Source organism: Campylobacter sp. P0103 (genome assembly GCF_002139545.1).
GTDB classification, from domain to species: Bacteria; Campylobacterota; Campylobacteria; order Campylobacterales; family Campylobacteraceae; genus Campylobacter; species Campylobacter devanensis.
This window is the reverse complement of sequence record NZ_MJKG01000003.1, coordinates 102,705-129,197: the sequence shown is the minus strand read 5'-3', so window position 1 is coordinate 129,197 and position 26,493 is coordinate 102,705. Positions and strand designations below refer to the sequence as shown.

The 26,493-nt window shown below is 32.9% G+C and carries 25 protein-coding genes; 13 read left to right on the top strand and 12 right to left on the bottom strand.

Annotated elements, in window-relative coordinates; genetic code table 11:
- The 8 genes from CIGNP103_RS04865 to CIGNP103_RS04830 form a co-directional block, all read right to left on the bottom strand.
- Window positions 1–450, bottom strand: coding sequence for a c-type cytochrome (locus CIGNP103_RS04865; RefSeq protein ID WP_179187319.1), 450 nt, complete (start codon window positions 448–450; stop codon window positions 1–3).
- Window positions 447–992: a c-type cytochrome gene (locus CIGNP103_RS04860; protein ID WP_086268676.1), complete on the bottom strand. Its 546-nt coding sequence runs from the start codon at window positions 990–992 to the stop codon at window positions 447–449. Before CIGNP103_RS04860 ends, CIGNP103_RS04865 begins: the two co-directional genes overlap by 4 nt.
- Window positions 989–1,672 (bottom strand): 4Fe-4S dicluster domain-containing protein, encoded by a 684-nt coding sequence (locus CIGNP103_RS04855; protein ID WP_086241680.1) that lies wholly within the window; start codon window positions 1,670–1,672, stop codon window positions 989–991. Before CIGNP103_RS04855 ends, CIGNP103_RS04860 begins: the two co-directional genes overlap by 4 nt.
- Window positions 1,665–2,879: a nitrous oxide reductase family maturation protein NosD gene (locus CIGNP103_RS04850; RefSeq protein WP_086252647.1), complete on the bottom strand. Its 1,215-nt coding sequence runs from the start codon at window positions 2,877–2,879 to the stop codon at window positions 1,665–1,667. The genes CIGNP103_RS04855 and CIGNP103_RS04850 overlap by 8 nt, the downstream gene beginning before the upstream one ends.
- A complete protein-coding gene (locus CIGNP103_RS04845) occupies window positions 2,876–3,637 on the bottom strand; it encodes a cytochrome C (RefSeq protein WP_086241678.1) in 762 nt (253 codons plus the stop codon). The genes CIGNP103_RS04850 and CIGNP103_RS04845 overlap by 4 nt, the downstream gene beginning before the upstream one ends.
- Window positions 3,638–3,729: 92 nt before the next feature.
- A complete protein-coding gene (gene nosZ / locus CIGNP103_RS04840) occupies window positions 3,730–6,324 on the bottom strand; it encodes a Sec-dependent nitrous-oxide reductase (protein ID WP_096022323.1) in 2,595 nt (864 codons plus the stop codon).
- 30 nt (window positions 6,325–6,354) lie between these two features.
- Window positions 6,355–7,218 (bottom strand): hypothetical protein, encoded by an 864-nt coding sequence (locus CIGNP103_RS04835; RefSeq protein WP_086225077.1) that lies wholly within the window; start codon window positions 7,216–7,218, stop codon window positions 6,355–6,357.
- A 239-nt stretch (window positions 7,219–7,457) separates the two neighbouring features.
- On the bottom strand, window positions 7,458–9,113 hold the full coding sequence (locus CIGNP103_RS04830) for a DASS family sodium-coupled anion symporter (RefSeq protein WP_086225078.1): 1,656 nt from the start codon (window positions 9,111–9,113) through the stop codon (window positions 7,458–7,460).
- Window positions 9,114–9,395: 282 nt separating this feature from the next.
- On the opposite strand from CIGNP103_RS04830, the gene CIGNP103_RS04820 reads away from it, so the two are divergent.
- The 4 genes from CIGNP103_RS04820 to uvrA all read left to right on the top strand — a co-directional run bounded on the left by CIGNP103_RS04820 (window position 9,396) and on the right by uvrA (window position 15,788).
- Window positions 9,396–10,400 (top strand): Fe(3+) ABC transporter substrate-binding protein, encoded by a 1,005-nt coding sequence (locus tag CIGNP103_RS04820; RefSeq protein WP_086228463.1) that lies wholly within the window; start codon window positions 9,396–9,398, stop codon window positions 10,398–10,400.
- Window positions 10,397–12,013: an ABC transporter permease subunit gene (locus CIGNP103_RS04815; RefSeq protein ID WP_086241677.1), complete on the top strand. Its 1,617-nt coding sequence runs from the start codon at window positions 10,397–10,399 to the stop codon at window positions 12,011–12,013. Before CIGNP103_RS04820 ends, CIGNP103_RS04815 begins: the two co-directional genes overlap by 4 nt.
- A complete protein-coding gene (locus tag CIGNP103_RS04810) occupies window positions 12,000–12,908 on the top strand; it encodes an ABC transporter ATP-binding protein (protein WP_086268675.1) in 909 nt (302 codons plus the stop codon). The genes CIGNP103_RS04815 and CIGNP103_RS04810 overlap by 14 nt, the downstream gene beginning before the upstream one ends.
- Before the next feature lie 63 nt (window positions 12,909–12,971).
- The gene (gene uvrA, locus CIGNP103_RS04805; RefSeq protein WP_086268674.1) at window positions 12,972–15,788 is read left to right on the top strand and encodes an excinuclease ABC subunit UvrA; all 2,817 of its coding nucleotides are present in this window, start codon (window positions 12,972–12,974) and stop codon (window positions 15,786–15,788) included.
- A 55-nt stretch (window positions 15,789–15,843) separates the two neighbouring features.
- Here the strand turns inward: uvrA and nusA are convergent, their stop codons facing one another.
- Entirely contained in the window at window positions 15,844–16,947 is a 1,104-nt protein-coding gene (gene nusA, locus CIGNP103_RS04800) for a transcription termination factor NusA (RefSeq protein WP_086228467.1), read from the bottom strand.
- A gap of 187 nt (window positions 16,948–17,134) precedes the next feature.
- Between nusA and CIGNP103_RS04795 the strand changes: the two genes are divergently transcribed.
- The 6 genes from CIGNP103_RS04795 to CIGNP103_RS04770 are packed head-to-tail and all read left to right on the top strand — an operon-like array spanning window position 17,135 to window position 21,397.
- Window positions 17,135–17,377: an HP0268 family nuclease gene (locus CIGNP103_RS04795; RefSeq protein WP_086225084.1), complete on the top strand. Its 243-nt coding sequence runs from the start codon at window positions 17,135–17,137 to the stop codon at window positions 17,375–17,377.
- Window positions 17,374–18,684, top strand: coding sequence for a tRNA (N6-isopentenyl adenosine(37)-C2)-methylthiotransferase MiaB (gene miaB / locus CIGNP103_RS04790; protein WP_086268673.1), 1,311 nt, complete (start codon window positions 17,374–17,376; stop codon window positions 18,682–18,684). Before CIGNP103_RS04795 ends, miaB begins: the two co-directional genes overlap by 4 nt.
- The gene (locus tag CIGNP103_RS04785) at window positions 18,668–19,294 is read left to right on the top strand and encodes a lysophospholipid acyltransferase family protein (protein WP_086225085.1); all 627 of its coding nucleotides are present in this window, start codon (window positions 18,668–18,670) and stop codon (window positions 19,292–19,294) included. The genes miaB and CIGNP103_RS04785 overlap by 17 nt, the downstream gene beginning before the upstream one ends.
- Before the next feature lie 45 nt (window positions 19,295–19,339).
- Window positions 19,340–20,362 carry a hypothetical protein gene (locus CIGNP103_RS04780; RefSeq protein WP_086225086.1) on the top strand — a complete coding sequence of 341 codons (1,023 nt, stop codon included), beginning with the start codon at window positions 19,340–19,342 and terminating at the stop codon, window positions 20,360–20,362.
- A complete protein-coding gene (locus CIGNP103_RS04775; RefSeq protein ID WP_086225087.1) occupies window positions 20,352–20,873 on the top strand; it encodes a hypothetical protein in 522 nt (173 codons plus the stop codon). The genes CIGNP103_RS04780 and CIGNP103_RS04775 overlap by 11 nt, the downstream gene beginning before the upstream one ends.
- Window positions 20,870–21,397: a hypothetical protein gene (locus CIGNP103_RS04770; RefSeq protein ID WP_086225088.1), complete on the top strand. Its 528-nt coding sequence runs from the start codon at window positions 20,870–20,872 to the stop codon at window positions 21,395–21,397. Before CIGNP103_RS04775 ends, CIGNP103_RS04770 begins: the two co-directional genes overlap by 4 nt.
- On the opposite strand, the gene tilS is transcribed toward CIGNP103_RS04770, so the two are convergent.
- The 3 genes from tilS to panC are packed head-to-tail and all read right to left on the bottom strand — an operon-like array spanning window position 21,363 to window position 24,482.
- Window positions 21,363–22,361, bottom strand: coding sequence for a tRNA lysidine(34) synthetase TilS (gene tilS, locus CIGNP103_RS04765; RefSeq protein WP_086268672.1), 999 nt, complete (start codon window positions 22,359–22,361; stop codon window positions 21,363–21,365). The two genes, CIGNP103_RS04770 and tilS, sit on opposite strands and share 35 nt — an antisense overlap.
- Complete coding sequence (rimO, locus tag CIGNP103_RS04760; RefSeq protein WP_086241673.1) at window positions 22,352–23,659, bottom strand: 30S ribosomal protein S12 methylthiotransferase RimO; 1,308 nt, start codon at window positions 23,657–23,659, stop codon at window positions 22,352–22,354. The genes tilS and rimO overlap by 10 nt, the downstream gene beginning before the upstream one ends.
- A gap of 1 nt (window position 23,660) precedes the next feature.
- On the bottom strand, window positions 23,661–24,482 hold the full coding sequence (gene panC / locus CIGNP103_RS04755) for a pantoate--beta-alanine ligase (protein ID WP_086252637.1): 822 nt from the start codon (window positions 24,480–24,482) through the stop codon (window positions 23,661–23,663).
- Between the two features lie 125 nt (window positions 24,483–24,607).
- On the opposite strand from panC, the gene prfB reads away from it, so the two are divergent.
- Genes prfB through CIGNP103_RS04740 form a run of 3 tightly spaced genes read left to right on the top strand, consistent with a single transcriptional unit; the run spans window position 24,608 to window position 26,466 of the window.
- Window positions 24,608–25,708: a peptide chain release factor 2 gene (gene prfB, locus CIGNP103_RS04750; protein ID WP_086236016.1), complete on the top strand. Its 1,101-nt coding sequence runs from the start codon at window positions 24,608–24,610 to the stop codon at window positions 25,706–25,708.
- A 9-nt stretch (window positions 25,709–25,717) separates the two neighbouring features.
- Complete coding sequence (locus tag CIGNP103_RS04745; protein WP_086252636.1) at window positions 25,718–26,044, top strand: type II secretion system protein; 327 nt, start codon at window positions 25,718–25,720, stop codon at window positions 26,042–26,044.
- On the top strand, window positions 26,041–26,466 hold the full coding sequence (locus CIGNP103_RS04740) for an SEL1-like repeat protein (RefSeq protein WP_086251534.1): 426 nt from the start codon (window positions 26,041–26,043) through the stop codon (window positions 26,464–26,466). Before CIGNP103_RS04745 ends, CIGNP103_RS04740 begins: the two co-directional genes overlap by 4 nt.
- The last annotated feature ends 27 nt before the right edge of the window (window positions 26,467–26,493 follow it).

Here is a 26,493-nt window from a genome sequence, read left to right as displayed (position 1 = left end):
TTATTTAAATTTAGATATCTCTTCAGCTAGAATTGTTAAATTCTCATCGCTGACATTATCTAAAAGTCCTTCCATTAAACTATTTGGTATTTTACCAGCTTTATACTCATTTAATCTAGCTAGAATAGCTTCTTTGCTTTTTCCAATAATTGATGGAGCTAAGATTCCAGAGCCATCTTTAGCATGGCATGGTGCGCAACTTTGTAAATATATCTTGCTTACTCCATCGCTGCTTAGAGATACGCTTTGTTTTAACTCTTTAATTTTATTCAACTCATCGCTTGTTTGAAACTCACTTGAATTGCTAGTAGTTTGCGTAACTGGCTTTGGTTCATTTTTTACTGGTTCTTGTGTTGCTTGAGTTGGGCTATCAGAGCTAAACAACATAAAAAGCATTAAAACAACAATTAAACTGCCTAAAAATAGAGCTATTACTTTGCCTATATTCATTTTTTACTCCTAAATTGTTCATTGAATTGGCTAATTTCATTGGCAATATCTGCCATCTCTTTATCATCCATTGATTTTACAAGATCTGCCATTAATATATTGGCTTTTGTTTTAGTGCGATATGCAATTATCATATCATATATCTGCTCGCTTGTCTTATCTAATAGCGATGGACCAATTATTCCATTGGCATAATCATCATGGCAGGCTGAACATTTGGTAATGAAATTTTTACTTAATTGGCCTTTTAGCAAGGCTTTATTTATACTTTGAAGTGGTGGCCTAGTAAAGGCAATAGCGCCGATAGATTTTGTAGTTTCGTTTGATTCGCCAATGCCAAATTTAATATTTTTCTTTCCATCTATATCATATACTACCCATTCATCAGATTTTGTTTGATTGGCACTGCTGCCTTTTTTGATTGTAATTGAGTTTGTAGTAGCTGTTTTGTTTGACTCTTGTGAATCATTTTTAGAATTTGTTTGATTTGAACATCCTAGAAATATTATTGCACTTAGTATAATCGTAATTGACTTTTTCATTTTGATTCCTCGTAAATTTCGTTATAGCTTTTTTGTGGTAAGATTTCAATCACTCCAGCAAAGCATACCTCTTGACAAACTCCACATCCTACGCAATTTGACTCTATTTTTACAACCTTTTTTTCATTTAGTTGTATAAAACTTATAGCCTCATCAACTGGACAAGAATTTACACATAATGAGCAGCTTTTATCAATATTATCTTCTATAATCTTTTTAGCATCGCTCTCTCTTTGGTTATAGGTTTGGCGATTTAGTAGGATACTAATATCATCTTGACTTACATTTTTATTTAGCGTTGCATAGCATTTTTGTATATTTCTTACTACAGCAACTCCCATTTTAACATCTTTTATAGAGTTTATACTATGGTCTAGTGCGCCACTAGGACAGGCTAATACACAAGGAAATAAATCACATAGATAGCAGCCTCTTTTGCTTGGATTGATATATGCTGAGGCTAAATTTATCCCATCATCAAGCCCCAAAAGTTCAATGCTATGATATGGACAGACTTGAACGCACTGGCCACATTTGATGCATAAAGATTCAAAATTCTTAACACTTCCTGGTGGTCTAAGGTGTAGTTTTGGTTCATAGAATTTATTTATTAAAACTCCACTACCAGCAGCGCATCCAATCGCAGCAATGCTAAAAATGCTAAACTCTCTTCTATTCATGATATGGCTCCATATGCGGACTTGTATCTGTGATTAATAGCTCTGGTTCAGAAAATGGGGCGAGTTTAGAGATGAAGTTTAAAATACTCATAATTGCACTTCCATAAAATAGCCTTAAATTTGGATAGTATTGCCAAAGTGAATCAAGATAGGTAAAATTCTTATACTCTATATCGCCAATTCCATCTTTATCTCTATCAAATCCAGCATAATCATCAAAGTAATTATTACTCCACTCATTTATATCAATTTTAGAACCAGGTGTATCGTTGATAGCAATCTCCATATTACCTATAAAGTCATTACGATTAAATATGCTTTTATGCTGAGTAGCATGGAATTGAACTCCAACTGTGTTGTATAGTATCTGATTATCTTCATAAACATTTGTAGTGCCTGGTTGAAACGGAGATTGGTCTAGATATAATCCTCTAGCATTATAGGCTAATATATTATCTTGTATTATAAAATCACTAGTATCTTTCATACCAATACCAACTCCAAAGGCACCAGTAGAGTTTAAAACTTGATTTTTTCTAGCAGTTGTTCCTGAGGAGAACATAAAAAATATACCAACAGAGTTGTATTTAAATATATTTTCTTCAACTAAATTCTTTCCAGCATACATAAAGTGTAGTGAATATCTGCCATACTCGCCATAATTTTTGCGAATTTGGTTATTGCTAGAATACCATACTACCATATCTCTGCTCTTGCTTAGATGGTTGTTTTGTACTATATTGTCATGGCTATACCATAGGCGAATTCCATCACCTCTAAGTCCTAAATCAACAGGCTTTGAAGTGATAAAATTATCAACTATTTTAGATTCATTACACTGCTTGAAATTTACTCCAAAAAGCGAATTTTTGATAGCATTGTTGATAATCTCAACCCTACTAGCGCTATCACAACTTATAGCTGAATCAATAGTAGTGTGAGAATTACCGCTATTTTCAATGGTTAAATTTAATAGCTTTACATTTGAGCTATTGATTTTTATCACATCGCCTTTTCCATCGCCTTTAATGATAGCGCTTCTATCTTTTCCATCTATAGTAATTGGCTTATTTATAATGATATTACCACTATAAACTCCACTGCTAAGCTCTATTATATCTCCACTACTTGCACTATCTATAGCATTTTGTAAGTCATTTCCAAAAGTAAAGCTATATAGCAGAGCTATTAAGCAGAGTTTTTTCACGCATTTTCCTTAAGATATTTATTTTTAGAAAATATTGCTAAAATTGATAAAACGCTCATAGTAATCATAACCCAAAATCCTATAGTAGGATATGAATGGGTGGTAAATTGTGCCACTTTGCCATCACCTAGAGCTGTTGGCATAAATGGTTTAATCTTAAATGCGCCCCATTCTTGCATATTATGACCATACCAGTATAGCCAGCCAGCAAATGCACTCATAAATAGTACTGGAGCGATAATTGTAGGGATTAGTAATAGCGAATTTCCTTTACCGTTATAGTATAGATATAGCAACATAAAGATAGTTGCAATAAGCAAATAGTATGGTGCGATTGCTCTTTCTACATTGCCACCATGCTCCATAGGATACATACCTATATAGTGATTTATAGTATTCATTTCATGCACATCACCACTATAACCATCTACATGAAAATATACTGGAATTCCATCTGGAAAGGCCTCTTTAGGATAATTAGGAGCCTCTAAAGATACATACCATATAGGAAGGCTTGGCACTCCAATTTCAGATCTTGTTTCTATCATTTTTGCTAAATCATTTCTAACTTCTGGTGCCATTAGATGATTTTTATATTGAATTTTAGTGTAGAGATTATATATTGGGTATACATAGCTTGGAATCTCAGCACCATTTTTAATCTTATTGGCTACACCATGATATGCAATTACAGGAATAGTAAATCCCACAGTCATTAAAACTAGAGCTAGTATGGTATAGAGTTGATACCTTTTCATTTTTACTCCTTTAATTAAATTTACTATCAGTCCATCTGGGCGGATAATAAATTTAATTAATGAGGCGGAATCTCCGCCCCATTTGCTAAATTTTAATATAATCCAGCATTTTCATCGATCCATTTTAGATACTCAATTATATCTTTGATCTCTTGGTCAGTCATATGTTGATTTGGCATTCTTAGATTAAAGAAGTTAATCATAGCTTTAACATAATCTTCTTCATATTTGCTAGCTGGATCTTTGATAAAATCAAACACCCATTGTTCGGCATTTTCATGTCTTAGAAGAACACCGGTTAAATCTGGACCTGAGCTTACTTGACCGATAACATGGCAACCATTACATCCACCTTTTAAATAAGCTTCTTCACCACGAGCTTGCACAGCTGTCATAGGTGTAGCAAGGGCTTTTGTTAGGTTGTTTTTAGCTCTTAGACCAACATCAGCAGTTTTAACCATATATTGCCATACTTGATACTCCCAAAGAATAGCGCCATTGACATCGCCTTTTTTATAGGCTTCATCAGCTTTTGCTTTTACTTCAGGAATTTTGCCATATTGATCTAGTGCATCTTCAACAAGTTGTTTGACTTTTGGATATTTCTCAAAGTGTTTCTCTTTTAAGAATTTAACAACGCTTTGGATAACATCATCAGTTGCTTTATTTGTAGCGATTACTTTTTTGTATTCAGCTTCTAATTGAGCTGGGCTTAACTCTTTTAGTTTTGCTTTTTTGATTGATTCATATTTTTTCTTAGGATCTTTTACATATAGATATCCCATCATCTCTAGATGTAAAGCAGAACAAAACTCAGTACAGTAGTAAGGGAATACGCCTTCCATATCAGCTTTGAAATTCACGCTCGCAGTTTTACCAGGCTCTATAGATGCATGAACATTATATAAGTCAATTGCAAAGCCGTGAGTCTCATCTTGAGCTCTTTCTAAGTTAGTTAGATAGATAGTAACATTATCATCTTTATTTACTTCTATATGCTCAGGATTTATGTGACTTCTAACAAGAGTAGCATATACAGTTACATTTTTGCCATTTCTCTCGACTCTCTCTTGACCGGCTAGAGTCATACCGACTGATTGCTCACCTGTTCTTGAGTTTGTACCCATTTTGTATGTCATTGCAGGTTTTAATTTACTAGCTGCAATTGAGATAACATCATGAGGTTCACCAAGAGGAATTGGCATATCATAGATTAGTTCCATTTTTGCACCAGTTATATCGATTAATTGGTGATTTTGTGGATGAAGTGGGCCTACTGGATTAAATCTATCAATTGATAATTTATCAAGAGCTAGAGCATATTTGCCAACAGGTTTAGCAGATTTACCTTCCATAGTATCAAGGTGGCCGATATTGTAATGGACATTTACTCTATCTAGAGTTTTTAACTTTTTATAATCCCATTTTACGATTTGACTATCTACATATAGTGAGGTATAAACCACGCCATCTTTAGAATCAAAAGAGTTATGAAGTGGTCCAAGGCCTAGTTCTACTTGACCATGCAAAGATTTTTGCATATCCAAAATTGGAATTCCAAATGGATCTTTACCTGCAAATTCTTTTTTATCTATTAAAGCTTTTATTTTTCTAAAGTCATATACGCTAGCGTGAGTATCTAGCTTGCCGCCTACTAGGATATATCTACCATCAGGGCTTACATCTACACCATGTGGAGATTTTGGTTCTGGAACTAAAAATAGTGCATTATTAGCTACAGCTACACTAATAGGAATAACTCTGTGGTTATTAATTACTTTGTAATTTTTAGGATCTTTTGCTAGTTTTTCTAGAATTTGCCAGTTATACATATGCATGTAATCAGTGTCATTTCTACTCATACCAGCTTCAAATGGAGGAAGACCCTTTTCAATACCACCAGTATACATCTCTGAGTTAAAGCTATTTGTAAATGCCCAACCCATTGATTCACCCTTACCAGCGTCACTTAAGTCTTGCATATATGGAGGAAGCTCAAGTGAAAATGAAGCTTTTTCATCAATTTTACCTTTTGGATAATCAAATTTCCAAAATGTAATCGCACCTCTATATACAGACTCGTACTCTTCGATTGGATGATAATTATTATCTAATGGAGCTGCGTATTGGCTAGCTTCGATTACATACTCTGTATTTGGAGTAACAAAACTTCCACCGTGTTCGCTTTTCATGATTGGATTTACCACGATTTGAGTGGTTTCAAAATCATGAAGATTGATTACAGCTGTTCTTGGGTTTGCTTTATCATTTATAAATAGATAATCGCCCACATATTCGCCATTTTTTTCAGTGAAATTTGGGTGGTGAGTATCACCCCATGTGATTTCCTTGCCTCTAATAGCACCGCCTTTTAATATAGCCTTACTCTCGCTATCATAGCCATAACCTTGCCACGGCTCTGGAGTAAATACACCTATATATTTGTAAATTCTCATAGATGGGACGCCATATACGATTACTTGGCCACTTTGACCGCCAGAACTAAAGACGATATACTCATCTTTGCGACCACTTGGTTGATATGTTTTAGCTGCTGCTAAGACATCTTTTTCACTCAAGTTTCGCTCTTTCATGATAGTTTCAAGCTCACTAGCACCAAAAAGGCTAGATAAGCCTAAGCATAAGCCAGCGCCAAGCACTAATGGCTTTTTGATAAAACTATACATAAAGCTCTCCTTTTATAAAATTTGTATCAATTACTCAATACCAAAATTACAAGAAAAAATAGCACTATTCCATAGTGCAACTTGGCTATTTTTACTAATAAATATATCCAGAATTGAATCATAGCCGATTTTTGTGCTATTTTTTAAATTTAAATTAAAATCATAAATATATAAATTTGAATCCCAATCGCCAATATAAATATTATCTTTATAAATTTTTATTGTGCTTATTTGGTTGTTTGAGATTTTATAAATTTTATCTTTATAGATTATATTGCCATCTATTAGTCCTATGATTAGTTCTTTATTTAAATCCATCATTGCAGTTGGTAAATTTGATGTTTGCATAATTTTGTTGATTGTGATCGTATCTAATTCAACTTTATATATATTTCTATCAAAACTAGCGATATAAAGAGAGTTGTCAATTATATGTGTAGCAGTTATCTTTGAGTTTAGGTTTAAATTTGATTTTTTATATATATTATTAATTGTATCATAGATTATTAAAGTCGCATTGCCAAGAGTAAATATAATCTTATCTTTGATAAAATTTATAGATGTAATGCCATCTATTATATTGGTTTTTGTCGGGTCAATTAGAATTGATTTAACCCCTTTTGGGTTAATTTGTATAGCATAGCCACTATCTAGGCCAATTATAAGATTTAGATTATTAAATTTAATTACATTGATTTTATCAGATTTTATATCTATTTGAGATAGGATTTTGTAGGTTTTAAGATCTGCTATATATAAATTTTTTAGATTACTATATGCTATTTGTGTTTGGCTAACATCTACGCTATTTATATCATCACTAGGTTTTTGCACTAGTTGGCACTTTGCAAAGCCTATTATAACAAATACAAAGATACAAAGTAAAATTTTCATATCTTAATCTTTCCATGCTTATTAATTTTTATAATGTTAATATAAATTATGTAATTCATAATTATATCATATTTTTTTCTAAATGATTATTGAAATTATCAAATTTTATTAATTAAATTTGTATATTTATTACAATATGTAATTTATAAATATTAAAATTATGTTGATAATAATTTTGGATTTAAAAAGTGTATTAAATTTAGATGAGGTAGCTAGGCGAATTCGCCTAGCTAAAAGGATTATAAGCTTAATCCAAATACTGTAGTTGCAAGGAATACAACTGTTAGTGTGATTAGGAATACACCTATTATATTTAACCATAAACCAGCTTTGATCATATTGCTGATTTTGACATAGCCAGAACCATAGGCAATAGCATTTGGCGGAGTAGCTACTGGTAACATAAATGCACAAGTAGCAGCAAGAGCAACTGGAACTGTAAATAGCATTATATTTTCTCCTTCGTATCCTAGACCGATCGCCACACCAGCAATTACTGGCAAGAACGCTGCTGCGGTAGCTGTGTTTGATGTGATCTCTGTTAAGAATATAACAAGAGCTGTAACAATTAATATAATTAATATAATTGGCATAAATCCAAGGGCTGATACTTGATTTCCAATCCATAAGCTAAGACCAGTTTTACTAAATTGAGCTGAAAGCGCTAGACCACCACCAAATAAGATTAAGATATCCCACGGCAATTTTTTGGCCGTATTCCAATCTATCAATCTCTCATGATTTGAATTTGCTGGAATTATAAAGAGCAACACAGCAACACTCATAGCAATAACAGAATCCAAACTAGCGACTTTAATTCCATAGTGTTTAAATATAAATCCAAGGAATATCCAACAAAGCGCAGCCAAGACAAACACGCCACCTACTAGCCACTCAGCTCTACTCATTGAACCTAGTTTTTTGTATTCTGCATGAATAACCTCTCTACCGCCTGGAATCTCATTAATTTCAGGTTTAAATAATACATAAACCAAAAGCGCCCAACAAGCAATTAGCATAATAATAGATAGAGGAACACCCATCAACATCCACTCGCCAAAGCCAATTTCGATACCAAATTCATTTTTCATATGAGCTACTAAAAGCGCATTTGGCGGAGTGCCGATAATAGTGCCAAGAGAGCCAACAGATGCAGCATAAGCTATACCAAGCATTAAAGCAATACCGAAATTTGAAGTATAGGCTGCGGTTTTGTCTTTTATTTCACTTACTACATCTTTTCCTTTATGGATAACAGCACTTGCAAATCCGCCTTGAGTGCCTTTGCGGCTTACTTCATCAAGGTGTTTTAAATCGCCTTCTACTGTGCCATCTTCTTTACCGGTTAATTTACTTACTAAATGAAGAACAGAAAGACCAACTGGAAGCATCATAACAGCAGTTGCAGTATTGCTAACCCACATAGACATAAAGCCAGTAGCTATCATAAATCCAGCCACAAGGCGTTTAGGGCTAGTACCTACTAAAAGTACAATGCCAAGAGCAATACGAGTATGGAGATTCCATTTTTGCATAGCAAGGGCTAAAACGAAACCACCCATGAATAGATATATAGTATCACTTGCGTATGGAGCGGCGGCGTTTTTGAATGTATCAACACCAAGAATAGGGAATAAAACCATTGGAAGAAGAGCCGTAGCAGGAAGTGCGATAGCCTCAGTCATCCACCATATACCCATTAAAACAGCCACGGCGGCAACTATGGGAAGAGCATTTACATTGAGTGTTTTGCCATTTGCAGCTGCTAAGGCTATCTCGCCAGCATTGCTAGGCATTATGTAGTAAACAAGCATAGCAGCTATAACACCACCGATTAAGCCGATGATTTGTACAGCATTTGTCTGCTTGTCAACAGGGATGTTTGGATTAGACATCTGTTAACCTTTATTATGAAATTATTTAAAATTGCATTATATCAGCAATATCTCAAATTTAATAAATTTAAGCCTAAATTCAGTAAAAAATTTATAAAAATGTGTAATTTAGTAACACTTTATTATAATTTTGATTTAAAATTTTATTTCAAGCTATATTTAAATTTAATAATTATCGACCCAAATTTAATTCAATAGAAATTAATAACTATTATCATTTACAGAATATTTACTTCTTAGAGCTAATATTTCGCCATTAAAATTAAATTCTAGGAGAAAATGATGAGAAAGATTATCATAGCTGCACTACTTAGTGCTACGACTTTGGTATCAGCTGAACTCAATATATATTCAGCTAGACACTATGATGCTGACTTTGAGATATATAAAAAATTTGAGGCTCAAACTGGTATTAAGATAAATCACACAACTGCAAGAGCGCCTGAGCTAATTAAAAGATTGCAATTAGAAGGCAAGAATTCTCCAGCAGATATATTTATAACTGCCGATGTTTCAAATTTGACTGAGGCTAAAAATGCAAATGTATTATCCCCAGTAGATTCTAAATTTCTAAAAGATACAATAGCTCCAAATTTAAGAGATAAAGATGATATGTGGTTTGCTATTACTAAAAGAGCAAGAATTATCGCATATGATAAAAATGCTAAAATCGATCCAAATTTAGTAAAAAATTATGAAGATTTAGCAAAACCTGAACTAAAAGGTAAAATCTTAGTAAGAAGCGCTACAGCTGCATACTCTAAAACTTTACTTGCTTCAATTATTGCAAATGATGGCAAAGAAGAGGCTAAAAAATGGGCTAAAGGAGTATTGGATAATTTAGCAATGCCACCAAAAGGTGGCGATAGAGACCAAGCTAGACAGATGGTATCTGGCGTAGCTCCATATGCTGTTATGAATACTTATTATATAGGACTTCTAAGAACATCTAAAAATCCAAAAGATGTAGAAGTTGGTAACTCAATTGGTATAATATTCCCAAATCAAGATGGCCGTGGTGCACATATTAATGTGAGCGGAATTGCTATGACAGCATCAAGTAAAAACCAAGAAGCAGCTAAGAAATTTATGGAGTTTATGCTAAGCAAAGAGGTTCAAACAATGCTAACAAATATCAACTATGAGTATCCAGCAAGAAGTGATGTAGAACCTTCAGATGTAGTTAAATCATTTGGTAAATTTAAAGAAGATAGCATAGAAGTATCAAAAATCGCAGATAATGTAAAAGATGCAGTACTTATCTATGATGAAGTAGGATTTAGATGAGAGATAAAACAAAAGCTATAAAGGCCCTTGGGCTTTTTATAGCTTTTTTAGTTGTTGTTCCTGTTATTAGTATTTTTATTGAATTTGGCTCATATCTATTTGAGGCTTTTGCTAGTAGTGATGAATCAAGACTAGCTCAAATTAGTGGAAATTTAAGTCACTTTTTTGAGTTTTTATTTTTTAGATTTGTTAAAGATACATTTATAGTGGCCTTTTTTGTACTAATAATTTGTTATATTTTGGGTATTTCTACGGCTTATTTGGTTAGTAATTATAATTTTTATTTTTGTAAAATTTTAGAAAATTTACTAATTTTACCGCTTGCTATTCCAGCTTATATTTTGGCTTTTGTTTATGTTGGAATTATGGATTATGGGGCCGAGTTTGAAAGTATATTTGGTTTTAGAATTGATATTTTTAATATTTATGGTGTTATTTTTGTGCTTAGTGTATCTTTATATCCATATGTATATTTATTTGCCAAGTCAGCTTTTAAGAGCGAATCAATGGCTATTTATGAAGTGGGAAAAATCCATGGGTATAGCGAATTTAAGATATTTTATAAAGTTAGCATTAAGATAGCTATGCCAAGCGTTATAGCTGGGCTTATGCTTGTGCTTATGGAGGTTTTGAGCGATTATGGAGCTAGTGCGTATCTTGGGGTAGATACATTTAGTGCAGGGATTTTTAAAACTTGGTATGATCTTGGAGATCCATACTCATCAAGTGCGCTTTCAGCAATTTTAATGCTTTGTGTTTTTGCTCTTATGTATGTAGAGTATAAAGAGCGTCAAAAGAGCAAATTTAGCTTTAATCAAGATATTAGTGAGTTTATTCAAAAAAGAGATCTTAGTAAATTTAAATCCATAATAGCAACTCTATATTGTTTTATGATATTATTTATAGGATTTATATTGCCATTTATATGGCTTGGATATTGGGGGCTTAAAGATTATAAGCTTTTTGAAATTGATTTTTATATTTTGAGTTTAAATTCGCTTATTTTAGCTGGAATTACTGGGCTTGTTACTACTATTTTGGCATTTATTTTGTGTTTTGTAGCTAGAATTAGCAAAGGTGGAAAATTTGGCTTTTGGATACTTAAGGCTAGTTCAGTAGGATATGCTATTCCAGGGGCTGCTATTGGTGTAAGTCTTATGATAGCAGCTGCATTTATAGGCGAGATTTTTAATGTGGCAATTTTAGGAATATCATTTAGCGTTTTAATTTTTGCCTATGTAGTTAGATTTTTAGCTACTGCTATATACTCTATTGATGGTGGTTTTGCTAAAATTCATACTTCTATTGATGAGGCTGGATATATGCTACGCCCAAGCTATTTTATATTAATGATAAAGCTATATATGCCGCTATTAAAGCAGTTTTTCTTACTCTCGTTTTTAGTTGTATTTATAGACACTATTAAGGAGTTACCACTTACTCGTATGTTATCACCATTTAGTTTTGAGACATTGAGCGTTAAGGCGTTTTGGTACGCTACTGATGAGAGAATTTATGATAGTGCATTACCATCTTTAATGATAGTGGTGTTATCGTTATTTGTATTGATTTTTACCCATATATTTATAAAGGCAAAACGTGCTAGAAATTAGAAATTTGCATAAAAAATTTGGTCAAAATGAGGTTTTAAAAGGGATTGATTTAAGTCTTAAAAGTAATGAAATTTTATCTATTTTAGGTAGTAGTGGAAGTGGAAAAAGTACGCTTTTAAGATGTATTGCTAAATTAGAAAATAGTCAATACGATGAGTTAAGATGTGGATCAAATGTTGGATTTATGTTTCAAAATTATGCTCTTTTTCCTCATCTTAGCGTATATGATAATATCGCTTTTGCTTTAAATAAACTAAGCAAAAAAGAAGCAGATAATAAAATAAATGAGCTTTTGACTAAATTTGGCATACAGAGACTAAAGGATAAAAAGCCAGATCAAATCTCAGGAGGACAAGCTCAAAGAGTTGCATTTGCTAGAGCGATTGCTGCTGGTGCTAAATTACTACTTTTAGATGAGCCGTTTTCAAATTTAGATCAAGGATTAAAGCAAGCTTTAAGAGTAGAATTAAAAGAGATGATTCAAAAAGAGGGCTTATCTGCTATTGTTGTTACTCATGATATTGATGATGCTTATTATTTAAGCGATAAAATAGCCTTAATTGATGGTGGTAAAATTTTAGATATCGGTACTCCTAATAAGCTTTTTTATAGTGTAAAAGATGAAAAAAGCGCTCAAATGCTAGGTGGATTGAACTATATACACAGCGATTTAACATCTCAAGATAAGTTTTTTGATTGGATTAAGTCTCGCAATAATATATTTGCTTATTCTGAAATTTATATGGGTGGAGAGTTTGAAGCAAATGTAATAAGCAAGAGTTTTATTGGACTATTTTATAAGATTGAATTAGAGTATAAAGGTATTAGATTTTACACACTTTGGCCATCTTGTTTAGAAATTTCAAATAGTGTTAAATTTGGATTTTATAATTAGACAAATATCTTATTATTAAATTTTAGATATAATCCAAGATTTTATTTAAAATATGGATTAAAGATGAATGAAATGATTAAGATTAGAGGTGCTAAAGAGCATAATCTAAAAAATATTAACCTAGATATTCCAAAAAATAAATTAGTGGTATTTACTGGTCTTAGTGGAAGTGGTAAGAGTACGCTTGCATTTGATACTTTATATGCTGAGGGTCAAAGACGATATATAGAATCTCTCTCAAGCTATGCTAGACAATTTCTTGATAGAGTTGGCAAGCCAGATGTCGATCATATCGAAGGATTAACCCCAGCTATAGCAATTGATCAAAAAAGCACTAGTAAAAACCCTCGCTCTACAGTTGGAACGATTACTGAAATTTATGATTATTTAAGACTTTTATATGCTAGAATAGGTATTCAGCACTGCCCCAAATGCGATCAAGTAGTATCTCAAATGAGTGCAAGTGATATTATAGATCAAATTCTTAAACTCCCAAATGGTACTAAAATCACAATTCTTTCACCTATTGTAAGAGAGAAAAAGGGTAGCTTTGCTGATACATTAGAGAGTCTTGCAAATAAGGGCTTTATAAGAGCGATGATAGATGGCGTGATGGTGCGATTAGATGAAGAGATAGAACTATCAAAGACCAAAAAGCATACTATAAAAGCTGTTATAGATAGAGTTGTAGTAAATGAAGAAAATAGTGCAAGAATTGCAGATGATGTTCAAAAAGGGCTTTATGAAAGTTTTGGTGAGTTAGAAATTGAAATTTTAAATGCTGATGAGATAGGGCTAGAGAGTTCTCATATTCACTTTAGCGAACACAATGCTTGTTTTAATTGCAAAATTAGCTTTAATACACTTGAGCCACTTAGTTTTAGCTTTAACTCGCCTAAGGGTGCTTGTCCTAGCTGTGATGGGCTAGGAATTCGTTTTAGCTTGGATTTAAATAAGATAATAGATGATAGTTTAAGCATTGAAGATGGTGCTGTTAAGGTAATGTATGGATTTAATAAGAGCTATTATTATAAATTTATAATGGCATTTTGCGAACAAAATGATATTAGTGTCAAAACACCATATTATCAACTCGATGAAGATGCTAAAAGGTTAATACTATATGGCAATGCAAAAAGTATTGATTTTTTATGGAAAAGCCATAGAATTAAAAAGCACTTTGAAGGAGTGCTAAAAGTTGCATATGAGATATTAAAAGATGATAAAGATTTTAGCGAGTATATGACTGAAAAAGTATGCGAAAGTTGTGGTGGTGATAGATTGTGTGCTGATAGCCTAGCTGTCAAAGTAGCGTCTAAATCAATAGGCGATATTATTAACATGAGCATAGAAAACGCTACTAAATTTTTTAGTAATAATGATAGATTTGCTCACCTAAATCCTCAACAAACTCTAATAGCTACTCCAATTTTAAAAGAGATAAATGAAAGGCTATTTTTCTTATATGATGTAGGGCTTGGATATATTAGTCTTGGTAGAGATGCTAGAACTATCAGTGGTGGCGAGGCGCAGCGTATTAGGATCGCTAGTCAGATAGGAAGCGGACTAAGTGGGGTTATGTATGTGCTAGATGAGCCTAGTATTGGATTGCATGAAAGAGATACTCTAAAGCTGATTAAAACCTTGCGAAATTTGCAAGAAAAAGGCAATACAGTAATTGTAGTAGAGCATGATAAAAAGACTATTGAAGCTGCTGATTATATAGTAGATATTGGCCCTGGAGCTGGAATTTATGGTGGTAATGTAGTTTTTAATGGTACATATAAAGAGTTATTAGCAAGTCAAACTCAAACAGCAAAATATTTAAATGGTCAAAAAGATATTAATTACTATCAAGGCAGAAAACAAAAACAGTGGCTAAGCTTAAGTGGAGTAACTATAAACAATATATCAAATTTAAGCGTTAAATTTCCACTTAGTAACCTTGTAGGTGTAACTGGAGTAAGTGGTAGCGGCAAGAGTTCGCTAGTGCTTAAAGCTCTTTTGCCAGCAGCTGAGATAGATCTAAATCGTGCTAAAAAATTTCAAGCTTTAAAGGGTGTTAAAATAGAAGGCTTAGATCAGCTAGATAAGGTTATCTATTTAGACCAAAGTCCAATAGGCAGAACTCCACGCTCCAATCCAGCTACATATACGGGCGTGATGGATGAGATAAGAGCGTTATTTGCAGCGACTAAAGAGGCTCAGATTAGAGGGTATAAAATCGGACGCTTTAGCTTTAATGTCAAAGGCGGTAGATGCGAAAAATGTAGCGGTGAGGGCGAGATAAAGGTTGAGATGCACTTTTTACCTGATATTAATGTAATATGTGATGTATGTAAAGGTACTCGCTATAATGCTCAAACTTTAGAGATAAGATATAAAGGCAAAAACATATCTGAAGTATTGGCTATGAGCGCTGATGAAGCGTTGGAGTTTTTTGCTAAGGTTCCTAAAATTTATGCTAAGCTTAGCACTATTTGCTCAGTCGGTCTTGGCTATCTTACTTTGGGTCAGCCAGCTACTACTTTAAGCGGTGGTGAAGCTCAACGGATTAAACTAGCAAAAGAACTTAGTCGTACCGATACTGGCTCTACTCTTTATATCTTAGATGAGCCTACAACTGGATTGCATTTTGCTGATGTTGATAGACTTACTGGAGTTTTACATCATTTGGTTGAATTGGGAAATTCAGTTATAGTAATAGAGCATAATTTAGATGTGATTAAAAATTGTGATTATATTATAGATATGGGGCCTGAAGGTGGAGCAGGTGGTGGTAAGGTAATTGCTAAGGGTAGTCCAATAGAGTTAGCTAAAGGATATAAAAAGAGCGGTTCTCATACTGGTAAATTTTTAGCTTTAGAGCTTAAGATATAATAAAATTAATTTTTAATTCATAGTAAAAGAATTCGGCTAGACCGAATTCTTTATTTTAAAGATCACCAAAGAGTGCTTTTAGATTTTTTAGACCCTCTTCGTTGTTGATTTGACCCGCTGGTGTGGCATTTGTCAATTCTTCTAGTTCAATCTCATATTTAGTTAACATACTTGCTAGTCTAATATTTATACCGCTTGCTCCAATTGCTTTTGATTTTTGTTCAGGTACTAGTGATACTATAGCCTTTTGTCCATCTATTTTTACAGAGCTTACTATAGCAGGAGCTAAAGCGCGTGCTACAAAAATAGCTGGTTCATTACTATACTCAATAGCGTCTATATTTTCACCATTTAACTCATTACTTACAGCATTGATTCTTACGCCTTTTATACCTACTGTTGCACCAACTGCATCGATATTTGGGGTAGTAGAATATAAAGCAATTTTGGCTTTTTTACCTGGTATTCTAGCGCTATTTTGAATGATTACACCACCATCTTTAATCTCAGGAACTTCAGCTTTTAAAAGCGCTTCAAGAAATTTAGGTGATGTACGAGAGAGTTCAACTTTTATACCATCTTTTTTATCTAGTCTTACGCTTTTAATAACACATTTTACAACATCGCCAATTTTAAATTTTTCATCTTTAATACGATTTTTCATGCTCATTACAGCTCTGATCTCATCAATTTCGATGAATGTATTTTCTTCAGAATCAACTCGTGTAACTGAACCAAAGACAAGTGAACCAATCTTAGCATTATATTTTTCAAAAATTTTCTCTTCTATTAGGCGTTGGATATGATACTCTATCTCACGGCTAAGCGTTCCAGCAGCTGTGCGACCTAGATCTTCTATATTTATTTCATAGTTTAGACTATCGCCTATTTCAAGGCTTTTATCAAATTCATGAGCTTTATCAAGGCTGATAAAATGCTCATTATCTAGGCGTTCATCATCATTATTAACAACTAGAATTTTTTGATATAGAGTGATATTTTTAGTTGTTGGATTAATTAGTGCTTCATATTCACACTCTGAACCATATAGTTTCTTAGCAGCTGATTCAAAGGCCTTTAAGATTCTGGCTTTTACATCATCAATGTTTAAATTTTTTTCATTAGCTATTGACTCGATTATATCTAATATTCTCTCCATAAAGTTACCTTTTGTGATTAATTTGTCAAAATAATAAATTATTGAGATTTAAAATTTGCAAGCCCGTTATTTTATCTTATATTAGCTTTTATAATCTTTAAATATATTTATACTATATAATTTAAACGAAATTTTATAGCAAATTTGATATACTAATGAGTTAAAATCACTCAAAAAGGGATAAAAAATGGAGTTAAAATTAGCTAGAGCTGAGTTAGATGCAAAACCAAAAACAATTAGTCTAGAAAAGATCGAGAGTGCTGCGCTAAAAGATGGTGGAAAGATATTCTATTTTGATCGTGATAACTCACATAAGCAGCTTATTGCCTTAGTTGAGCATTTTGAGAACAAAGGGTTAAGCGTATATCACCGCACGGTAAAATATGGCCTAGATGAGAATGACTATATGTATGAGGTGCATATACTTTGAGTGCTGAATTTAGTAAAAAAAAGCTCTTTATAGAGACTTTGGGGTGCGCTATGAATGTTCGTGATAGCGAGCATATCATAGCTGAATTAGATGATGAGTATGAGACTACTAATCAGATTGGCGAGGCTGATCTAATCCTTATAAATACTTGTTCTGTGCGTGAAAGACCAGTGCATAAGCTCTTTAGTGAGGTTGGCGGATTTGAAAAAGTCAAAAAACCAGGAGCAAAAATAGGTGTTTGTGGTTGTACGGCTAGCCATCTTGGCTCTGATGTATTTAAGCGTGCGCCGTATGTTGATTTTGTCCTTGGAGCTAGAAATGTATCAAAGATCAAAACTGCAGTCAAAACGCCTAAATTTGTGAGCGTAGATATAAATCATGATGAGAGCGAGTATGCCTTTGGTGAGTTTCGCACTAGTCCATATAAAAGTTATGTAAATATCATGATAGGATGCGATAAGAAATGCACCTATTGTATAGTCCCGCACACTAGGGGCGATGAGCTAAGCATTCCAAAAGATATAATTTTAAATGAGATTAAAAAAGCCACTAATAACGGAGCTAAAGAGATATTTTTGCTTGGTCAAAATGTAAATAATTATGGCAAAAGATTTAGTAGTTCTAATGAGCAAAAGATAGATTTTAGTGATCTTTTGAATTTAATTAGTCAAATTGATGGCGTAGAGAGAATTCGCTTTACTAGTCCGCATCCTTTGCATATGGATGATAAATTTTTACGCGAGTTTAGCTCAAATCCTAAAATCTGTAAATCTATGCATATGCCACTACAAAGTGGAAGTACAGCAATACTAAAAGCTATGAAACGTGGATATACTAAGGAGTGGTTTTTAGATAGAGCAAGTAAACTTAGAACGCTTTGTCCTGATGTTAGCATATCAACTGATATTATAGTCGGATTTCCTGGTGAGAGTGAGGCTGATTTTGAAGATACGATGGATGTTTTAGAAAAAGTTAGATTTGAGCAAGTGTTTTCGTTTAAATACTCAGCTCGCCCTCTAACTCCAGCGGCAACTATGCCAAATCAGATTGATGATAGCATAGCTGGGGCTAGGCTCACACGCTTACAGTCTAGACATAATGAAATTTTAGATGAGATTGTAGCTAGTAAAATAGGACAAATTTATGATGTCTATTTTGAAGAGCTTAGGGCTGATGGAATGATAGCTGGTCGTACAGATAATAACTTTTTGGTTCAGGCCAAAGGCAGCGAGGAGTTGCTAGGCAAATTTGCTAAGGTTCAAATCACTCAACCAAGAAGAATGGTATTAAATGGGCAGATTATTTAGGGCTAAATTTGTTAATAAAATAGTAGAAAATTTACTAGTTTTTATAATTAAGCTTATATATCTAACTTGCAAAAAGGAGTTTATTGGAGAAGCGCCAAAGAGCAAGCCAGTAGTAGCTCTTTTTTGGCATGAGAAGTTAGCATTTATGCCATTTATTTTTAGTAGTTGTTGGCAAGGCAGAAATGCGAATGTAATGATCTCAGATCATAAAGATGGTCAAGTAATTAGCGATATTATTAGTCATTTTGGTATTGGTTCGATTAGAGGAAGTTCATCAAAAGGAGCCTTGAAAGTTTTTCTATCAGCAATAAAATCAATCCATAATGGAATTGATGTAGTAATTACCCCAGATGGTCCACGAGGTCCAAGACATAGCATTAGCGATGGCTCAGTGGCAGTTGCACAAAAAACTGGAGTAAATTTGATAGTTTTAAGTTACACAGCTAGCAGGTTTTGGCAGTTTAATAGTTGGGATAAAATGATTTTGCCAAAGCCTTTTTGCAAGCTTACCTATTGCATTGGGAACGAATTTGGCTTAGAAGGTTTAGATATGCAAGAAGCTAAAGCATTAATAGCTAAAAAATTTAATGAGGTAGATAATATAATCTAAATTTAAAGCTAAATTGGCTAAAATTTTTAAAATTTAAGGTTTAATATGTCTGGTTTAATCTCTTGGGTTCGTGGATTTTTGACTACTTTATATGTTAGTGTTATTATTAAAGATAATCAGTGCTATCTGTACTCACGTGCTGTAAAAGGCGATAAGATTATAGGTAGTAATGAGGCTGTATTTGATGTTCATAATGGCGTAGTTGATTATAAACTTGTTGATTATCTTAAAAAGCGTACCAAGCAGTATCACTCAGTATATCTAGCTGCTATGCTTAATAGCCCTAAGCAGTGGGCGCTTCCAGCTGTAGATGCTAGAGGATTTGAAAAATTTAATATCTCATACAATCTAGTTGCTAAGATTAAAATGAAAGGCTGGAGTATTGTTGTGCCCGATAGTGAGCTAACTAGTTTTGAAGAGACGCTAAATGGACTAAAGCCTGATCTTATTTATTCTCCATTTGGTATTTTGCACTCACTTATTAAAGAGTCCCCAAAAAAAGGTAAAATTTTATATATGCTACATATGAATGATAATAATACTATCATGATTTTTGATGGCGAAGATATGAAATTTGGCGCATATTTTGATACTAGAAAAGAAAATGATGGTTTTGATTATTATGATAAGGTCTTTAGTAAAGAGGAGAGCGCAGATTTAGATAATGTTATCGAAGAAGAGCAAGATAGACTAAGCAAACTTGGAGGGCTAGGTGATATTGGCGGTGGATTTAGTGATTTTGATAATGTAGATAAAGATGATTTTGAGGATATACAGCATGAAGAGATTGCTAATGCTAATAAAAAATTAGAAGATAGTGTACGAGATATTGGTAAAGAAGTTACACTAATTAGTAATATCAAGCTTGCCATTACTGAGTATTATCAAAATAAAAATTACTTGGGTGATTTTATCGAGAGTGTTGTAATATTTGATGGACTAAGTCTTGATAATGAGTTTTTGATTATGGCAGAAAATGAGCTAATGCTAGATATTAAGTTAATTAAGCAAGATATTGATAAGCTAATAAATAATATGATGATTAGAGAGATTTGCAATGAGTTATAGTTTTATCAAGCCACGAGTTAAGCCGTTATTTTCTCTTTTTACTAGAATTTGGCTTTGGACAATGTTTTTAATAGGAGCAGCTTTTATATCTGGAGCAATTTTTATTGGAATGCAAATTTTTAATATAAATTTACAATCTGATGAGTTACAGGCTCAATACGATGCTAAATTTAAAGCTATTAATGAGTTGAAAAATCAGACTAAAATCACTTCTATAAAGCGTGATATGACTCTTGATATCTATCATAAAAATGCAATTTTAAATAAAAGTTTGATGAATTTATTTAATCTAGTTCCTGATGGAGTAACTCTTAAAAGCGTTCATATGGAAGAGTATATGCTAAAAGTAAAAGGATTAACACCAACAAAAGATCGTTTTAAGTTACTATTTGAAGCACCATTAAAGTCAATATTTGCTGTATCAAATACCACATTTTATCAGCTTCCAAATGGTTGGTATAATTTTGTAAGTATTAATAAAAATAGCCCTAATGGAGAAGTTGGCAAATGAGAGTAGATAGAAGTCTAGAAAATATCGACCTTACTAAGCTAGCAATTTATAGTTTGATTTTTGTGATTTTTGTGCTAGTAATGGTTTTTGCTGTGGCTATGCCTTCAATTGATAAATACAAACAAGCTGCGCAGATTCGCAGTGAAAAAGAGGTAAATTTAGCTAAAATTAACCAGCTTTATAATGATCATTTAGCAACCTATGAAAAGTTAAAACAGCAAAATACAAAAGCGTTAGAGTCGCTTAAAAATAGCTTTAATCAGATGAAATTTATCGGTGTTGCTGGGAAGTATTTTGATAATATCTACTTTACTAAGCCAAAAACTATAACAAGCAATTCTAAATATATAATTAGCGAAGCTAATGTAAGTGCTACAATGAAAAATCCGCAAAATTTATATGATTTTATTGCTGATATGAATACACATGATAATCTTATCAGAGTTGATTTTCCAGTTAAGATGGAGTCAAGAGATGGATATATACAAACTAGCTTTGTGATAAAAATTTATCAAGAACCTTAAGACATTCTAAATTATTTGCTAGATATGGACGAAGCAAGGCCGGAACTTTTAGGATTCTAAATTTATCTTTTAGTTTCTTATCCATTATGGTTTTTATAAATGGAGCGATAAAGTAATATTTTTTATTTGATGTGATTGTAATTTTATGCGATATTACGCAATCATTTTGAGTACAAATTTGACGAGTCTTTTGGCTCATTAGTACGCCTAGCCTTTTGCAGGCTTGATCTATTAGATAGATTGAATTTTGTGATTTAGCCACTATAAAGAGCTCTCCATCATTATATTCAAACTCACCTAAAAGTAGCTTTGCATCATCCCTTAAAAGCTCTAAGCTTTTTTTAATTCCATTTCTAAATTGTTCTACAAAAGAATCACTAAATTCAGACCTAATTTTATTACGGGTAAATTTTAGATTTTGATTGGAGTTATCTATGAAATATTTTATATTTTGAGAGTGTAGAAATTCTAAAATTTCACTACGGCTAACACTTAAAAGCGGACGAAATACTCCTATTTCTCTATTTTGAGATTTTAGGTATCTTGTACTAAATTCACTCATTCCAGCTAGTCCCACAGCGCCACTACCTTTAGCTAGTTGCATTAATAGCCATTCAGTTGCATCATTTAGCTGGTGTGCTAAAATCAAAATTTCATAACCAAACTCACATATTATAGAGTCAAAAAACTCATATCTAATTTTACGAGCTGTCATCTCAAAATTGGAGCTGGTTAAATTTAAACTAGCTTTATGAATAAATATTTTTTTATTAAATTGTTTGCAAAGTTTTATAGCACTTTGTTCTTCAGTATTGCTACTAGGGCGAGTTTGATAGTTTACCATTGCACAATCAAAGCTTACTCCGGCTTTAACTAAAAGATAAAAAAGAGCTGTACTATCTACTCCGTGTGAAAAAGCTAGCAGAGCCTTTTTGTCTTTTAATGGTTCTAAATTTAACTGCAAACAATCTGTCCAATTAGTTTATCATTAACAAATTCAGTGATCTGACAATCATAAATTTGTCCTACTTTTGGATTTTTAATCTCGCTATCATTGACAAGAATCTCACCATCGATATCTCTATCCCAAATTATAGCCTTAGCGCCATAAAACATATCGCCTTCGCTGCTTGTGCCATTAATTTGTACTTTGATAGTATTTCCAATTAAGCTTTTAAAGCTCTCATCAATGCTAGATTTTATAATCTTTTCGATCTTATTTAATCTTTGCGTGATAATCTTTGGCTCTACTTGTTCCATTTCATAAGCTAGAGTATCTTCTTCTTTGGAGTAAGCAAATGCACTGATTCTATCAAATTTAAATTTGCTTAAAAACTCACAAAGCTCATCAAAATAGCTATCTTTTTCTCCTGGATGGCCTATTATGATTCCAGTACGCAAAAAGCTATTAGGTGCTTCTCTCATCATTGTTAAAAGCTCAATTATCTTATCTTTATTAGCACCGCGACGCATTATCTTTAGCATCTCATCATTTATATGCTGTATAGGCATATCAAAATAATTGACAAATACTTTGGAATCAATAATTTTTTGAATTAGTTTTGCGTTGGTAGTTGTAGGATATAGATATAAAATTCTAGCTGCATTTATCCCTTCTATCTTTTCAACCTCATCTATAAGCGCTATAAGCCCTTCATTTTCTCCATGATCACGCAAGAATGAGCTGCTATCTTGTGCGATAAAGCTAAAATCATTATATCCTCTACTAATTAGCTCTTTTATCTCATCAACGATACTTGAAATTTCTCTACTTTTTAGCTTCCCTTTAAAGCTGGGAATTGCACAAAAGCTACATTTTTGATTACAACCTTCAGAGATTTTGATATATGCGTGATAGCTTGAACCAGTAATTACTCTTTTGGTATTGGCTGCTTGCAAGTATGTTTCTGGACTAAATAGATTTTGTTTTTTAAGGATTATCTCATCTATTTTAGCATAATCTCCAACGCCAGTAAATATATCTACTTCTGGTAATTCACGCATAAGCTCATCTTTATATCTTTGCATTAAGCAGCCAGTAACTACTAAAACCGAATTTGGTTTTTTATAACTTGCTAGCTCTAAAATTGTACTTATGCTTTCGCTTTTAGCATCTTCTATAAAGCCACATGTATTTACTATCATTACATCAGCTAAGCTAGGATCATCTACTAAATCATATGCACTTAGTCTTCCAAGCATAATCTCGCTATCAACTAGATTTTTATTACATCCAAGTGAAACTAAATATAAATTTGCCATATTACACCCACAAATTATCAATTAAGCGTGTATTGCTTACATATACAGCAATTAAAATAATAGTATTGCCAAGCTCAATGCTATCAATTGGTTTTAAACTCTTATCTACAATTGCTATATAATCAACTTTTAAAGGCTCTAGACAGCTACTCATTGCATCTTTTATCTCAAGAGAGTTTAATTTATTTGCTTTAATTAAATTGCTAGCTTTCATCAAAGACCTTGAGAGTTTTAATGCTTGAGCTAATTCATCATCATTTAAGTATGAGTTACGACTCGAAAGTGCTAAGCCATCGCTAGAGCGAACTATATCAACAGGAACTATATTAATTGGCATAAATAGCGATTTTACCATATGCTGTACTATTAAAAGCTGTTGAGCGTCCTTTTTGCCAAAGTATGCGTTTGTAGGATTAATGATATTAAAAAATTTAGTTAATACTGTACAAACACCATCAAAATGTCCAGGCCTTGTAGCGCCTTCGAGTGTGCTAGATAGCTCTTTTGGTGCTAAGATTTTTGGCTCTATTTGGCTATAAATTTCATTAGCATCAGGCATAAATATTGCATCTACTCCACATAATTCACATATTTTAATATCAGCCTCAGGTGTTCTAGGATATCTATCTAAATCCTCACCGGCTAAAAATTGTGTTGGATTGACAAAAATGCTTGCTATAGTATGATTATTTTGTGATACAGAGCTTTTTAATAGCTGAGCATGACCGGCGTGCAAAGCACCCATTGTCGGCACAAAGCCTACATTTCCACTGCAATTAGCACGGAATTGACGCACTTCTTGTACTGTTTTTAATATCTGCATAAGACTCTCTTTTGAAATTTTTAATCTATAATTTTAGCATAAATTTCTAAAAATTTTTCCTTTAAATAATTAAATTTTAACCATATTTTAGATAAAATTTCGCCAAAAATTTAAAAGGTAAAACTTTGGATAACTATGAGTATAACGAACTTTTAAAGGGTTTAAAGATCAAGGTTGATAATATTGCTAAAGTTGTAAATCCCTCTTTAATACAATCAAGACTTAAAGAGATTGAAGCTTTAGAACAAGACCCTAGCTTTTGGAGTGATGTCCAAATGGCTGGACAAATAGGCAAAGAAAAGACCAAATTAAACTCTATGCTAGCTAAATTTCAAAATGCTAAAAACTCATTAAATGATGCTATAGAATTATTTGATTTAGCAAATTCAGAAAATGATTTAGATACTATAAATTCGCTATTTGAGGACTCTGTTAAGTTAGAAGAGGCTATTATAAATTTAGAAGTTGCCATGATGCTAAGCAGCGAAGATGATAGCAAAAATGCTATTGTAAGTATTCATCCAGGAGCTGGCGGAACTGAGAGTAATGACTGGGCTAGTATGCTATATAGAATGTATCTAAGATTTTGCGAAAGAGAAGGCTTTAAGGTTGAGACTTTAGATTTTCAAGAGGGCGATGAGGCTGGATTAAAAGATGTTAGCTTTATTGTAAAAGGTGAAAATGCTTATGGCTATTTAAAGGCTGAAAATGGAATTCATCGTCTAGTAAGAACCAGCCCATTTGATAGTGCTGGTAGGCGTCATACGAGCTTTTCAAGTGTAATGGTAAGTCCCGAGATTGATGATGATATCGAGATTGATATTGATGAAAAGGATATAAGATATGATTATTATAGAGCCAGTGGAGCAGGTGGCCAACATGTAAATAAAACTGAATCAGCCGTACGCATAACTCACCATCCAACCGGAATCGTAGTTCAATGTCAAAATGATAGAAGTCAGCATAAAAACAAAGCTACAGCTCTAAAAATGCTAAAATCAAGGCTATATGAGCTAGAGTTAGAAAAGCAAAGAGCAGCTAGCCAATCAGTAGAAAAAAGCGAAATGGGCTGGGGTCATCAAATTCGCTCATATGTTTTATTTCCATATAAACAAGTAAAAGATAATAGAAGCAATATTGCCTACTCGCAAGCTGATGCAGTTTTAGATGGCGATATCAAAAAGATAATAGAAGCTGTATTAATTAGTCAAAAATCAAATAATTAAAGGGAGATAATGAGTGTAGAACTAGTGCTAACTGGACTTGGATATAATGTAAATGATGCGCTTGTAGAGCAGGTAAAAAGAGTTTTATCAGCATCTGATTTTGATGAAAAAGAGATCGAGCATATTATAAATTTACATGAAAAAATAAAACATAGTGATGGATTTGTCGCTCTATCTAATAGTGAAGATACATTTAAAATCAAATGTGAAAGTACTATTCCAGAGATTATTGATGAATTTAATGAGATTGTGCAGTCATGGGCTAGTAAGTATAAAATTATCATAGAAAAACTAGCTGGTAAGCAGACCTATTATATATTAAGGAGAGAGGATTGAGACAGGTTATAGTAGCAGTTTTAGCTGGGTTTATTCTGGCTGGTTGTGTGCAAAAATTCCCTGGGCCAATTACTGTTAAACCTGAGCCAATCAACATTAGCGAACAAGAGATTAAGGCTAAGATTGATAACTTTTATAGTGAATGCTCAAAGCTAAAAGATGCCTTTAAATGCAAAAGAGTAGCTGATGATATTTATAAAAGTGGAGATTTTAGAAGTGCAGCAATCGCTTATGATATGGTTTGCTATGGTTTTCAATATATTCCAGCTTGTAAGCAGCTTGCAGATATGTTTGCTCATGGCGATGGTATGCCAAGAGATATTGACACTGCTGTAACAATTTATCAAATCGCTTGTAATAACGGTGATAATAACTCTTGTGATTTAGCTAGAAATTTAAGAGTGCAAAATCAAAATAGATAATCTTTAGCCAAAGAGAAAATCTCTTTG